Origin of the sequence: Ligilactobacillus sp. (genome assembly GCF_036846325.1) — a bacterium.
Lineage (GTDB): Bacteria > Bacillota > Bacilli > Lactobacillales > Lactobacillaceae > Ligilactobacillus.
Genome location: NZ_DAIUCE010000055.1, coordinates 1 through 12,951, shown reverse-complemented (window position 1 = coordinate 12,951; position 12,951 = coordinate 1). Strand labels below are relative to the sequence as shown.

Below are 12,951 nucleotides of genomic sequence, written 5' to 3'. Positions count from 1 at the left end.
TGCTGACGATTGCGCGTGCCTTCCTGGCAGATCCGGAGGTGCTTATCCTGGATGAGGCAACGAGTTCCGTTGATACCAGAACCGAAGTGCTCATTCAGCGTGCAATGAACAAGCTCCTTGCCGGGCGCACGAGTTTCGTCGTTGCGCACCGTCTGTCAACAATCAGGGATGCCGACAAGATTATCGTGATGAATCATGGGTCAATCGTTGAAACCGGAAATCATGAAAGCCTGATGGAAAAGAACGGTTTTTATGCAGATTTGTACAACAGTCAGTTCAATCAGGCGGAAAGCATGGGAGATGAACCGGCAACCGTCTAATGACGAAAAATGCCGGGGAAAAGTCCCGTTTTACTCTTTGATTAAATGAAATGCCGGACAGGGCAGTCGCAATTCGACTGCCCTGTCCGGCATTTTGCTGATTCTAATAGGAAACAACCGACTCATTTTGCCAAATTCAGTGCTGTGCATCGCATGGTCAGTCAGTGCTCCGGGAAGCTTACGGGCAAATCCGTGATTTTTTGATTTTGCCAGTAAAAGGTCATTGAAAACAAAAAAGGACTTCTGCGGAAATCACATCCGCAAAAGTCCCGTGCGCTCCGTCGATGACGGAGGGCCGGCAGCACTCCACAATGCATCCGGCCAGGTACGTTGCAATCCGGCAACACTGTACCCCGCTTCGAAAAATGACCACCAGCCGCCGCAGCGGAACAACCGAAGTTGCCTGGTCCCTCTCGACTCATCGCATGCACCCATCATAACGCACTGACGGACTTTTTGCAAGTCAGATTTCCCTGTCCATGCGGTGGTGGGGAATGCCTGCATCCAAAAAGCCTTCGCCGATTGTCTTGAAGCCGAGTTTTTCATAAAAGGGAGCTGCCTGATCCTGTGCACCAAGCGTGAGGGTTCTGATGCTGAGAGCAGCGGCCTTCTCTTCGATAAAGTGCATCAATTCGCTTGAAAGATGTCTGCCGCGATACTCTTTCCGGCATGCGACACGCTGAATGTGCCAGACTCCCGGAGCCTCAAGAAAGGCTCTGGCACAGACGGCGGCAGTCGTTCCGACGTATCCGACGAAATAATGCTTTCCTTCTTCGCCCTCGACTTCACGTTCGAACGGAACGTTTTGTTCAGTGATGAAGACTTCATGACGAATTGACAATGTATCTTCATAGATGGGGCTGTTGGTTGAAGTTGTTTCCCTGACAATCATTTTGGTCACCTCGAGGTTTAAAAAGTCTTGAATAAGTGATAGTCTTAGTATTGTTAATATTTTACGGACAATCTTAATTTATTTCAATGGTGAAGAGGAAGAAAATGGCGAAGCATCTTAAGAAGGAAAACGGTAATTTTTTATTGGATCTTGCAGTAATGACTGTGGGGTGTCTGGTGATGATCCTTTTTACGTATCAGAAGATTCAAAGTCCGGTAATCGAAGCCGGACATTCATGCGAGAGAAAATATTCACCAATGCCTGTGCCAACGCTTTACATTCACGGATGGCACGGAACTGAAAAATCGACCAGTCAGCTGATTGAATCCGCAGAAGATGAAAAAGGCGCGAGGAAGGTTCTTGAAGTCACTGTTTCCCCGCAAGGAAAGACGACTTATTCAGGAAAGTGGAATCCCGGCATCAGGCACCCTTTGATACAGGTCGTCTTTGAAGACAACGAGGCTGAAATCCCGGATGAGGCCGTCTGGCTGAAGACGATTACCGGAGAGTTGAGAAAGCGTTACGGGATTTCTCAAATCAACGTCGTCAGTCATTCGATGGGCGGACCCGTAACGTTATACTGGGCACTGAATTTGCGCAACAAAGACAGCCCGGAACTGAAGAAGTTCGTCCCGATTGCGGGACCGTTTGACGGCGTAATCTTCACGGATGACGTGCCGAATCAAAACAAAATCAGGGAAAACGGGGAGCCGGTCTGGCAGAATGCAGCGTATCGAAGCTACTATGAAAAGAGAAACAATTTTCCAGAAGGAGTGTCTGTCCTGAATATCTACGGCAATCTGGAAGACGGAACCAATTCCGATTATCTGGTGACGAACGCTTCAGCCAGGTCCTTGAAATGGCTGATCAAGGACCGTGTCGGACACTATGAGGAAAAAATGATCAAGGGGCCGATGGCGCAGCACTCCAAGCTTCATGAAAACAAGCAGGTCGACCGGCTGGTAAATGACTTTTTGTTCGATTGACGAGCACTTTTACTTGCGATTGCGATTTACATGATTATAATAAAGGTAGTGGAGTTAATTCACAAGTGGAAATCGCGAAAAGAGGCGAAGGACATTGGCTAGGAAATTAAGCAAGGAAGAACGCAAGGCAATGGCTCGTAAAGCTTTGGAAGACCGCGCTAAGCAACCTAAGAAGGCACCTGGCTCCGGCTTTGCAAAACTTGATTCAGACGCCAAGAACTTACGCGGATACTAGTAGCGTTATATCCACTGCTGATGAGGTTCGGAATTCCGGACCTCATTTTTTAGTGCGACAATTTTGCGGATATAATTCTTTTTAGATGAAAGCGCTTAAAAATAATGCTATAATGAGCATATGTTAATGAAGTACAGTTTTCTTGAACGAGGTGAACAACATGTATCATTCAAACGGCAATTATGAGGCATTTATGGATGCCAGAAAACCGGAAGGCGCGGAAAAAAAGAGCGCATATATCGTCGGCGGCGGGCTTGCCGGCCTTGCAGCGGCAGTTTTCATGGTTCGTGACGCACATATGGAAGGAAAGAAGATTCATGTTTTAGAGGAAGAACCCGTAGCAGGCGGATCGCTTGATGGAACCAACCGTCCGGAATACGGCTATGTCATTCGCGGCGGACGCGAAATGGAAAATCACTTTGAATGTCTGTGGGACATGTACCGGTCGATTCCTTCGCTGGAGGTTCCCGGAGCATCTTACCTTGATGAATATGCCTGGCTTGACAAGGATGATCCGAATTCGTCGAACTGCCGCCTGATTCACAACCGCGGCGACCGCGTTCCGACGGACGGACAGTACGGTCTGGGCAAGTGTGCAAACGAAATCATAAAACTTGTGATGACTCCTGAAGACAAGCTTGAGGGAATCAGCATTGAAGATTATTTTTCCGAAGAGTTCTTCAAGACGAATTTCTGGTACTACTGGGCAACGATGTTTGCGTTTGAACGCTGGCATTCGGTGATTGAAATGCGGCGTTATGCGATGCGGTTCATTCATCATATCGACGGCCTGCCGGATCTTTCGGCACTCAAATTCAACAAGTACAACCAGTACGAATCGATGACCAGGCCGCTTTTGGCATATCTCAAGGATCATGGTGTCGACTTTTGGTATGATACGCAGGTTGAAAACGTCATCGTTGAAAAGGACGGTGGCAAAAAGGTTGCAAGAAAACTCGTCTACAGGCAGGCCGGAGAGAAGAAGACTCTGGATTTGACGGAAGACGACCTCGTATATGTTACGAACGGTTCAATCGTCGAAAGCTCAACTTACGGCACGCATCATAAAAAGGCACCCGTAACGCACAAGCCTGGCGGAAGCTGGACATTGTGGAAGAATCTGGCAGCCCAGGATGAAGCTTTCGGTCATCCCGAAGTATTTTGCGAGAACATTCCGGAGCGCGCATGGTATATTTCGGCAACAATGACGATCAAGGACGCACAGCTTGAACCTTACTTTGAACGTCTGACCAAGCGCAGCATCCATCAGCACCGCGTAAATACAGGCGGAATCATCACAGTCACCGATTCAAACTGGGTTTTGAGCTTTACGATTCATCGTCAGCCGCACTTCAAGGATCAAAAGGAAAATGAGACCGTCGTCTGGATCTATGCTCTGTTCTCAGATACGCCCGGTAATTACATCAAGAAGCCGGTCGTTGAATGTACGGGAGAAGAGATTACCCAGGAACTGCTCTATCATCTTGGAGTTCCTGATGATCTGATCAGGGAATATGCAGGAGAAGAGCACGTTAATACGATTCCTGTTTACATGCCGTATATAACCTCATATTTCCAGATGAGAAAGAAAGGAGACCGGCCTGACGTTGTTCCTGCCGGTTCAAGGAATCTGGCGTTCATCGGAAACTTTGCCGAATCTCCGACGAGAGACACGGTGTTCACGACGGAATATTCGGTCAGAACCGCAATGGAGGCAGTCTATAGTCTGCTCAACGTTGATCGCGGAGTTCCTGAAGTCTTCAATTCCGTTTATGATATTCGCGAATTGCTCAAGGCAGCGTATTATCTGAACGACAAGCAGCCGTTGGACAAGATGGAACTTCCGGTTCCGAAGTTCGTTTTAAAGGGTGCCTTGAAGAAAGTCAAGGGAACGTGGCTCGAAGAATTGCTTCATGATGCCAGATTAATGTAGTTATTGACTGATCCCCGTCGATTTGACGGGGATTTTTTATCGGCGTCAAATGAGCTGTCTGACGAATTCTTAAATATTTATGAAATATCCATTCTAACTATATAAAAAATTGGTTTTATTTGATATATTATTATTCGAATAAAGGAGGAGAAAATATGACAGTCATCATTATTATCGCAGTAATTGTCCTGTTGGTCATTGCATACATTGCAATTTACAACGGACTTCAGAAGGCAAAGATTTATACGGACGAATCCTGGAGTCAAATCGACGTTCAGCTGCAACGCCGGAATGACTTGATTCCCAACCTCGTCGAAGTTACGAAAGGTTATGCAAAGCATGAACGCGAAACGTTGTCGCAAGTCGTTGAACTTCGCAACCAGCTGACGCAATTGCCGGAGGATGCCCATGCTGAGAAGATGGAAGTATCCAATCAGATTTCCGGCGCATTGAAGAGCATTTTTGCCTTGAAGGAAGCATATCCTGATTTGAAGGCAAATACAGAATTCACCAAGCTGATGGAAGAACTTTCAAATACTGAAAACAAGATTTCGTATTCACGTCAGCTTTACAATTCATCAGTTGCATCATATAACCAGAAGCTCAAGGTGATTCCTTCAAATATCGTGGCCTCAATTCATGGAATGAAGCCTGTCGACTACCTGAAGACGCCTGAAAGTGCCAGGGAAGCACCGAAGGTTTCGTTTTAAGAGAAGTGAGTGATTTTTAATGTTATATCAGCAGATTGCTTCAAATAAGCGCAGGACGATTTTGGTAATGACGTTTTTCATTGCGCTGTTCGGGCTGATCGGAGCGGCAATCGGCTATGTCTATATGTCAAGCATGGCTGCCGGCATCATCGTTGCGCTGTTGGTCTGCGGCATCTACATGTTCATTACGATGATGCAGTCGACTGCAATCGTAATGGGAATGAACAATGCAAAAGAGATTACCGACGTGTCACAGGCACCTGAAATCTGGCATATAGTTGAAGACATGGCGATGGTTGGACGGGTTCCGATGCCAAGGGTCTTCATCATCGACGATCAGAGTCCGAATGCCTTTGCGACCGGACCGAATCCTGAAAATGCAGCGGTTGCGGTCACCAGAGGACTGGTGGAACGATTGAACCGCGAAGAAATTGAAGGCGTGATTGCGCATGAGATTTCGCATATCAGAAACTATGACATCAGACTTCAGACAACGGCTTTGGCATTGTCATCTGCCATCGTCTTTTTGGCAAATCTTGGTTCGCGCGCAATGTGGTGGGGACCGGGAAGACGCGATGACGACCGTGAAGGAAACGGGGTGCTAGACCTTGTTATGATGGTCTTGTCGATTCTGGCCATTGTCCTTGGACCGATCGCAGCTTCCATGGCACAGATGGCCCTGTCCAGAAACCGTGAATATCTGGCGGATGCATCTGCTGTTGAACTGACGAGAAATCCTCAGGGACTGATAAGCGCTCTTGAAAAGATTACGAACAGCGAACCGATGCATGAAGCAGACGCATCAAGCGCTTCGCTTTACATTGCAAATCCGTTCAGGAATCGTTCATGGACGCATCTTTTTGACACTCATCCGCCAACTGAAAAGCGGATTGAACGTTTAAGAAAAATGTAGCATAAATTCCTTTTTCCGAGCAGTCAGCGAAGAAGAAGGGATTTTTTATTTCAAAGCATTAATTAACTATGTTACAATAGCATTGGACTGTATTTGCAAACTGCGCTGAATTTGCGCACGGCCAGATTGGCTAGAAAGGAAGAAATACGCATGAAGATGCAATTATCAGAGGTTGCACGCGCATTAGGCATTGAATCTGAAGATTTATACGATCAGATTACGATTACAAGCGTAAGTTTCGATAGCCGCAGCCTTGAACAGGGAGCATTGTTTGTCCCGCTTATTGCTTCCAATGACGGACACGCATTCGTTGAGGCTGCCAGGCAAAACGGCGCATGTGCCGCATTATGGCAGAAAGATCACGAAAATCGTCCGCAGGGGATTCCGTTGCTGGTTGTAGATGATACTTTGGAAGCATTACAAAGGATTGGCAAGTATTATCTTCAGAAAATTAATCCGAAAGTCGTTGCAATTACCGGAAGCAACGGCAAGACGACGACGAAGGACATGATTGCCTCTGTCTTGTCCACGCAATTCAACGTGGCCAAGACGCGTGACAATTTCAACAATCACATCGGTGTTCCGATGACCGTACTGTCGATGGAACCGAATACTGAAATTCTTGTCGTTGAAATCGGAATGGATCATTTTGGAGAGCTTGATCATCTCGTTCATCTGGTTGATCCTGACGTTGCCGTAATTACGATGATTGGCGAAGCACATATTGAATTCTTCAAAACGCGTGACCGGATTGCCGATGCCAAGATGGAAATCACCCATGCCTTAAAGGAAGACGGCGTGCTGGTCTATAACGGTGACGAGCCGCTTCTGGTCGAACGCGCAGGAAAGCTTGACTTTGAGACCAAAACCTTCGGTACGGGGGCAAATGTCGATCTGCAAGCTCAAAATATCGTAAGCAATGCCGAAAAAACGAGTTTCAGGGTTAAGCAGTGGCCGGAACTGAATTTCACGATTCCGATGATCGGTGCGTACAACGTCAAGAACGCATTGGCTGCGCTTTGCGTCGGATCAGAATTTCAGATTGATCCGCGCAGCATGGTCAAGGCGCTTGAACGCTTTGACTTAACCAGGAACAGGACTGAATGGGTCAAGGCGACAAACGGAGCGGACATCCTGAGCGACGTTTACAACTCAAATCCGACTGCTTGTGCGGAGGTTCTGACAGCCTTTCAAAATGCTGAAACAAACGGCAGGCGCTACGCAGTTTTAGGAGACATGCTTGAACTTGGCGAGCAGGGACCGGAAATGCATGCAGGCCTTGCTGACAAGATCGACCCGGAAAAGATTGATGAGGTCTTTTTGTGCGGACCGCTGATGAAGAATCTTGCTGAAGCATTGACTGACAAGTTTGGCCAGGGGAAGGTTCATCATTATGCGACGGGCGAAAAGGAAAAACTTGCTTCTGATTTGAAAGGGCTGCTCCATCCGGAAGATATGGTAATGCTGAAGGGAAGCCATGGCATTCACCTTGAGGATGTTCTGGCCGAACTCAGGTAGATAATTGTGGAAAAGGCAGTTTTCACTTTGAAGAGGAGAGCTGTCTTTTTGTTGTTAGGCATCTGATTTTTTCTGATGCATCTGATTCGTGCAAATGCAGAGCGTGAGTCTGTAGTTTTGTGTAGGTGGCCGCATCCTTTGGTGCGGCATAGGAGGAATTATTTTTTTGAAATTTAATGAACTTGGTCTTGAAGAAGACCTTTTAAAGGCAATCAAGCGAAGCGGATTTGAAGAAGCAACGCCGATTCAGGAAGCAACCATTCCGCTTGTCCTGGCCGGAATCGACGTTATCGGCCAGGCCCAGACCGGGACGGGCAAGACGGCTGCATTTGGTTTGCCGATTTTGCAGCATGTCGACGTTAAAGAAGAACATATCCAGGCAATCGTCGTGTCACCGACGCGTGAACTGGCGATTCAGACGCAGGAGGAACTGTATCGATTAGGCAAAGACAAACGTGCCAGAGTTCAGGTTGTCTATGGCGGTGCGGACATTCGGCGCCAAATCAAGCTTTTGAAGCACGTTCCGCAGATTCTGGTCGGAACGCCGGGGAGACTGCTTGACCACATCAACCGCAAGACGGTTGATTTGTCGCATGTCAGGACGCTTGTTTTGGATGAAGCCGACGAAATGCTCGACATGGGCTTTCTGGAAGACATCGAAGCAATTATCAAAAACGTTCCGGAAGAAAGACAGACGCTGCTTTTTTCAGCAACGATGCCAAAGGCGATTCGCGCAATCGGAGAAAAATTCATGCATGAACCGCAAGTTGTCAAGATCAAGGCAAAGGAACTTACGACCGATTTGGTTGATCAGTACTTCGTCAAGGCACGCGAATATGAAAAATTTGATATCATGACGCGCATTCTGGACGTACAGGCTCCTGAACTGACGATTGTCTTCGGCCGGACGAAGCGCCGCGTAGATGAACTTTCCAAGGGACTGGAAGCCAGAGGATACAACGCTGCCGGCATTCACGGCGATTTGACGCAACAACGCCGCATGAACATTTTGAAGAAGTTTAAGGAAGGACGTCTGGACATCCTGGTTGCGACGGACGTTGCGGCCAGGGGACTGGACATTTCCGGCGTCACGCACGTTTATAACTATGATATCCCCCAGGACCCTGAAAGCTACGTCCATCGAATCGGACGTACTGGTCGTGCCGGGCATCACGGCGTTTCCGTAACGTTCGTCACGCCAAACGAAATGGAATACCTGCGCGTGATCGAACGTTTGACCAAAAAGCGCATGGAGCCGCTTCGTCCGCCGACAGAAAAGGAAGCCTTTATCGGTCAGATTTCCAGTGCCCTTGGCGATATCAGGGATCTGGTCGAAAAAACTGAGACCGAAAAATATGAAAAACAGGCCAATGAGCTTCTGGAACAGTACGATGCGGTCGAACTTGTTGCGGCATTGCTGAATGAAATGACCAAAGATGACGCCAGTTCGGTTCCGGTCAAGATTACGCCTGAACGTCCTCTTCCGAGAAGAAGGAGTTCAAACAAGAAGTTCTATGGTTCTCGAAACGGAAACGGCAAGGGATCAAAGCGCAAGGGATACTATAACGATCGGAAGAACGGCCGTGACAAGAAACATGATCGAAGCAGACGCCAGGAAACCGGCAAACGCAACTTCACGATAAGAAACAAAAAGGACTAAGCGGCTTGGAATCGCATATTTGACAAAAGCGACTGTTTTTTCTGAATTTTCCTTAAGGTTTCTTGATTTTATCCGGCATGCTTTTGTAAAATTGACTCATGATTGTTTTGGAGGAAGAAAATGATTTATGGTCTTGGAATTGATTTGACTGACATTGACCGGATTCGTCAGGCTCAGGAAAAACGCCGTACGTTTGCCGGCAAGGTCTTGACCCCGGGCGAACTTGAGGTTTTTGAGCGGTTGAATGAAAAAAGGCGCTTTGAATATTTGGCTGGTCGGTTTTCGGCCAAAGAGTCTTACGGCAAGGCACTTGGAACCGGAATCGGCAAAGAGGCTTCGTTCCAGGGAATAGAGATTCTGAATGACGCTTTGGGAAATCCGTATGTCAGTTTTCATCCGAAACAGGATGAGTTGATTGCGCACGTTTCAATTTCGCACACGGATACGTGCGTAATGACTGAGGTAATCTTGGAATCGAAAGAATAATTTTTGAGGGAAGATGAAATAATGGTTGTTGGAATTCATCGCAATGCCAAGGCCGTGATTGACCTTGATGCTATAAAACACAACATTGAAATTGAAAGGAAACGGCTGAAGCCCGATCAGAAGCTGTTTGCCGTGGTGAAGGCAAATGCTTACGGGCACGGGATGACTGAAGTTGCCAAAACGGCCAGGGAGGCCGGCGCAAACGGCTTTTGCGTTGCAATCATCGATGAGGGAATCGAGCTCAGAAATGCAGGGTTTGATGATTTGATTCTGATTCTTGGCGTTTGTCCGTCTGAACAGGCAGGCACGATTGCCGCAAATGACCTTTCGGTTGCCGTCGGAGATCTGGATTTTCTTGAAAATGCACAACCGTTGTTAAAGGCGCAGGGTTTGAAGCTTAAAGTTCATCTGGCATTTGATACCGGGATGGGAAGAATCGGCTTCACCAATGGCGAAGAAGTTCATGAAGCAGAAGCATTCATGAAGGAAAACAGTGATCAGTTCGAATTTCAGGGAATTTTCACTCACTTTGCCTGTGCGGATACCAAAGACGATTCATACTACAAAAATCAGCTTGAAAAGTTCAATGAGCTTAAGGGTGCCCTGGATGATTTGCCGCCTTACGTACACGTGGCAAATTCCGCAGCCTCAATGTGGCATGACGATTGCGGCGGCAATGCTGTACGCTACGGCATTACGATGTATGGTCTCAATCCGTCCGGGCGGGAGTTGGAACTTCCTTGTGAAATAAGGCCCGCCTTTTCGCTTGAAAGTGAGCTTGTTTCAGTAAGGCTGCTCGAACCGGGAACAGGCATCGGATACGGCAAGACCTATACGGTTGAAGAACCGCAATGGATCGGGACCGTTCCGATCGGATATGCCGATGGCTGGCTGAGACGCATGCAGGGGTTCAAGGTTCTGATCAATGGCGAATATTGTCAAAGTGTCGGACGTGTATGTATGGATCAGTTTATGGTAAAATTACCTTATGAGATGGAAAAGGGAACGAAGGTGACGCTGATCGGCGAAAACGGAGGCAAGCGCATTACTGCGCAGGATGTCGCCGATTATGCCGACACGATACATTATGAAATCCTTTGCTCTGTTTCAGAAAGAGTTCCGAGAGAATTTATTAATAAATATTAAAATGATTATCTATTTTTTGCAGATTATTCATATCTTCATGTTAAGATTTTCCTAATATTCAAGATGCAGGAAGTGATTTGCGATGTTTAACAATGATAATCATGTTACAGTTGTTTTGAACTATAGCGATTTGTATGAAATTTGCGACTTCTATGATGTTAGTCCTGGAGAAATTTCTGATAATCCTTGCTATGCGAAGTACATTGCGGATCATCACTCAGATCTTCAAAACTTGATCAGAGGCTATGTCGAAATGGGTGAAATCAACCGGGAAATCTGCAATGAATTATATTATACGTGTACGACGAGGATTTGACGACAGTTGTATGATATAGAAAAGAGTTGATTCCATGGGCAACACTTTGGATGTGCGTAGAGGAGACATCTTCTACGCGGACTTGTCGCCGGTCGTCGGATCGGAACAGGGCGGATTGAGACCGGTTGTCGTTATTCAAAATAATATCGGTAACAGGTTCAGTCCGACAATAATCGTTGCAGCAATCACGTCCAAGATTTCAAAGCCCAAGATGCCGACCCACGTGGCTGTCAAGGCTTCTGAGCCAGGCAAGCGGGGGCTTGAAAAGGATTCCGTGATTTTATTGGAACAGTTAAGGACGATTGACAAGCAAAGATTAAAGGACAAGATTTGTTGTCTTAGCAAAAAAACTTTGGGTGATGTTGATTATGCCTTGCAGGTCAGCGTGGGGTTGGTTAGTATTAAAGGAAAGAAGTAACGGGGAAGGAGTTGAGGGATGTATGTCCTCTCAGCCTCCAGGTGTTTATGAATTAAACAGTTAAGGCCGGGTGATTCTCCGGCCTTTTTATGAGGAAATACGTCGATGAAATATCAGGAAATTGCCAAAGACATGGCAGGCAAGATTAACAACGGTTTTTACAAGGACAGACTTCCAAGCGAGACGAATCTGATGGAAAAATATGCCACCAGTCGCAATACAATCAGAAATGCGCTTGATACCTTGTACAATCAGGGGATCATCAAGCGCATTCAAGGCAGCGGGTGTTTCGTCAGTCGTCCGCTTCATGGTCGTAAGAACGTGATCAATATGGCAAACAAAGTCGGTTTCAAGGCACTTGGAGCTGATTTTTCCTTGAAATCCAGGGTTCTCAAGCTTGAAGTGATTCCTGCGGGAAAAGAAATCGGCGGCTACCTCGGATGTGCGGAAGAAGAGCTAGTATATCGGGTAAAACGACTCAGGTTCAATGAAGATGAAGTTTTCAGCCTTGAAGACGCCTATTACTTGAAAAGTGCCGTTCCGTATCTTTCAAAGGAAGCCTGCGAACAATCGATTTTCAAGTTTATTGAGGAATTTTACGGAATTGACATAAGAAGCGGAGACGAGTACATCAGCGTACACGAATTGACGCAGGATGAGGCACATCTGACTGAATGCAGGGACGGTCAGGCAGTGATGCTGATTGAAGAGGTCAATTATCTGAAAAACGACATCGCCTTTAATTATTCTCGTACTTACTACTTCAGAAGAGGTTTTACTGCTTATTTTCACATTGGCAATTACTTACGCTAAATTAGAATTTCAGGGAGTGGTTTTTATGTATCGAACACAAATTAACGCAAATGTTCCTATTCAAAACGGATCAGGTCAGATAATCGTTGATTTGCCGGATATCTTGCACGCTGGTGATTATTTGATGGTCGGAGACACCGAAACGAGGTGGCGCGTGAAGGAAAGTACCTTGATCGTACATGATGAATTTCATCCGAAAAAGGAATATGTCGATCTGGTGCTTGACGTGGTCAGGTAGTGACTGGACGAAGCGCGTAAAAAATGAAGAGGCTTTGGAAACACCGTGTCTCAAATTGAAAAAACGGATGATCTGCAGTTGACCGCAGATCATCCGTTTTTTTGTTTATGCAGTGACCAAATTCCTATGATGACAGAAATAACTAAAAGGAGTCGGGAGCTGGAATTTACGGGCTCATGACCGCTGCTTCTCACACCTTGTCTAATCGGGTTTCGCCTCACACCCCCCTTGTCCCAAGCACCCTTGCTCGGGCAAGACGAGCTTACCCGTCGCAAGTGCACCTTGGATACGCGGGGGCTGAGCGTTCGGCTCCACACCTTGTCTAATCGGGTTTCGCCTCACACCCCCCTTGTCCCAAGCACCCTTG

14 protein-coding genes and 1 pseudogene are annotated in these 12,951 nt (G+C 46.8%); 14 read left to right on the top strand and 1 reads right to left on the bottom strand.

Annotation, left to right across the window (positions count from 1 at the left end; translation table 11 throughout):
• Nucleotides 1-320, top strand: a pseudogene (locus tag V7Z60_RS06420) (ABC transporter ATP-binding protein); the annotation flags it as partial.
• 463 nt (nucleotides 321-783) lie between these two features.
• Here V7Z60_RS06420 and V7Z60_RS06415 read toward each other — a convergent pair.
• A complete protein-coding gene (locus V7Z60_RS06415; protein WP_334117020.1) occupies nucleotides 784-1,212 on the bottom strand; it encodes a GNAT family N-acetyltransferase in 429 nt (142 codons plus the stop codon).
• A gap of 104 nt (nucleotides 1,213-1,316) precedes the next feature.
• Here V7Z60_RS06415 and V7Z60_RS06410 point away from each other — a divergent pair, with 104 nt between their 5' ends.
• The 13 genes from V7Z60_RS06410 to V7Z60_RS06350 all read left to right on the top strand — a co-directional run bounded on the left by V7Z60_RS06410 (nucleotide 1,317) and on the right by V7Z60_RS06350 (nucleotide 12,584).
• Nucleotides 1,317-2,198, top strand: coding sequence for an alpha/beta hydrolase (locus V7Z60_RS06410; RefSeq protein WP_334117019.1), 882 nt, complete (start codon nucleotides 1,317-1,319; stop codon nucleotides 2,196-2,198).
• 94 nt (nucleotides 2,199-2,292) lie between these two features.
• Nucleotides 2,293-2,433, top strand: coding sequence for a hypothetical protein (locus tag V7Z60_RS06405; protein ID WP_334117018.1), 141 nt, complete (start codon nucleotides 2,293-2,295; stop codon nucleotides 2,431-2,433).
• 160 nt (nucleotides 2,434-2,593) lie between these two features.
• Complete coding sequence (locus tag V7Z60_RS06400; protein WP_334117017.1) at nucleotides 2,594-4,366, top strand: oleate hydratase; 1,773 nt, start codon at nucleotides 2,594-2,596, stop codon at nucleotides 4,364-4,366.
• A 155-nt stretch (nucleotides 4,367-4,521) separates the two neighbouring features.
• A complete protein-coding gene (locus V7Z60_RS06395) occupies nucleotides 4,522-5,076 on the top strand; it encodes a LemA family protein (protein ID WP_334117016.1) in 555 nt (184 codons plus the stop codon).
• A gap of 19 nt (nucleotides 5,077-5,095) precedes the next feature.
• The gene (htpX, locus tag V7Z60_RS06390) at nucleotides 5,096-5,989 is read left to right on the top strand and encodes a zinc metalloprotease HtpX (RefSeq protein WP_334117015.1); all 894 of its coding nucleotides are present in this window, start codon (nucleotides 5,096-5,098) and stop codon (nucleotides 5,987-5,989) included.
• Between the two features lie 150 nt (nucleotides 5,990-6,139).
• Nucleotides 6,140-7,507, top strand: coding sequence for a UDP-N-acetylmuramoyl-tripeptide--D-alanyl-D-alanine ligase (locus V7Z60_RS06385; RefSeq protein ID WP_334117014.1), 1,368 nt, complete (start codon nucleotides 6,140-6,142; stop codon nucleotides 7,505-7,507).
• 166 nt (nucleotides 7,508-7,673) lie between these two features.
• Nucleotides 7,674-9,167 carry a DEAD/DEAH box helicase gene (locus tag V7Z60_RS06380; protein WP_334117013.1) on the top strand — a complete coding sequence of 498 codons (1,494 nt, stop codon included), beginning with the start codon at nucleotides 7,674-7,676 and terminating at the stop codon, nucleotides 9,165-9,167.
• A gap of 120 nt (nucleotides 9,168-9,287) precedes the next feature.
• Nucleotides 9,288-9,653, top strand: coding sequence for a holo-ACP synthase (gene acpS, locus V7Z60_RS06375; RefSeq protein ID WP_334117012.1), 366 nt, complete (start codon nucleotides 9,288-9,290; stop codon nucleotides 9,651-9,653).
• A gap of 21 nt (nucleotides 9,654-9,674) precedes the next feature.
• On the top strand, nucleotides 9,675-10,799 hold the full coding sequence (alr, locus tag V7Z60_RS06370; protein WP_334117011.1) for an alanine racemase: 1,125 nt from the start codon (nucleotides 9,675-9,677) through the stop codon (nucleotides 10,797-10,799).
• An 82-nt stretch (nucleotides 10,800-10,881) separates the two neighbouring features.
• On the top strand, nucleotides 10,882-11,115 hold the full coding sequence (locus tag V7Z60_RS06365) for a hypothetical protein (RefSeq protein WP_334117010.1): 234 nt from the start codon (nucleotides 10,882-10,884) through the stop codon (nucleotides 11,113-11,115).
• Nucleotides 11,116-11,149: 34 nt separating this feature from the next.
• Complete coding sequence (locus V7Z60_RS06360; protein WP_334117009.1) at nucleotides 11,150-11,533, top strand: type II toxin-antitoxin system PemK/MazF family toxin; 384 nt, start codon at nucleotides 11,150-11,152, stop codon at nucleotides 11,531-11,533.
• 105 nt (nucleotides 11,534-11,638) lie between these two features.
• Complete coding sequence (locus V7Z60_RS06355) at nucleotides 11,639-12,346, top strand: GntR family transcriptional regulator (RefSeq protein WP_334117008.1); 708 nt, start codon at nucleotides 11,639-11,641, stop codon at nucleotides 12,344-12,346.
• 25 nt (nucleotides 12,347-12,371) lie between these two features.
• On the top strand, nucleotides 12,372-12,584 hold the full coding sequence (locus V7Z60_RS06350; RefSeq protein WP_334117007.1) for a hypothetical protein: 213 nt from the start codon (nucleotides 12,372-12,374) through the stop codon (nucleotides 12,582-12,584).
• Nucleotides 12,585-12,951 lie beyond the last annotated feature (367 nt).

Bases quoted from the DNA above. Each gene is read 5' to 3' on its own strand.
- V7Z60_RS06415 (WP_334117020.1), bottom strand. From the start codon at position 1,212: ATGATTGTCAGGGAAACAACTTCAACCAACAGCCCCATCTATGAAGAT.
- V7Z60_RS06410 (WP_334117019.1), top strand. From the start codon at position 1,317: ATGGCGAAGCATCTTAAGAAGGAAAACGGTAATTTTTTATTGGATCTT.
- V7Z60_RS06400 (WP_334117017.1), top strand. From the start codon at position 2,594: ATGTATCATTCAAACGGCAATTATGAGGCATTTATGGATGCCAGAAAA.
- V7Z60_RS06395 (WP_334117016.1), top strand. From the start codon at position 4,522: ATGACAGTCATCATTATTATCGCAGTAATTGTCCTGTTGGTCATTGCA.
- htpX (WP_334117015.1), top strand. From the start codon at position 5,096: ATGTTATATCAGCAGATTGCTTCAAATAAGCGCAGGACGATTTTGGTA.
- V7Z60_RS06385 (WP_334117014.1), top strand. From the start codon at position 6,140: ATGAAGATGCAATTATCAGAGGTTGCACGCGCATTAGGCATTGAATCT.
- acpS (WP_334117012.1), top strand. From the start codon at position 9,288: ATGATTTATGGTCTTGGAATTGATTTGACTGACATTGACCGGATTCGT.
- alr (WP_334117011.1), top strand. From the start codon at position 9,675: ATGGTTGTTGGAATTCATCGCAATGCCAAGGCCGTGATTGACCTTGAT.
- V7Z60_RS06365 (WP_334117010.1), top strand. From the start codon at position 10,882: ATGTTTAACAATGATAATCATGTTACAGTTGTTTTGAACTATAGCGAT.
- V7Z60_RS06360 (WP_334117009.1), top strand. From the start codon at position 11,150: ATGGGCAACACTTTGGATGTGCGTAGAGGAGACATCTTCTACGCGGAC.
- V7Z60_RS06355 (WP_334117008.1), top strand. From the start codon at position 11,639: ATGAAATATCAGGAAATTGCCAAAGACATGGCAGGCAAGATTAACAAC.
- V7Z60_RS06350 (WP_334117007.1), top strand. From the start codon at position 12,372: ATGTATCGAACACAAATTAACGCAAATGTTCCTATTCAAAACGGATCA.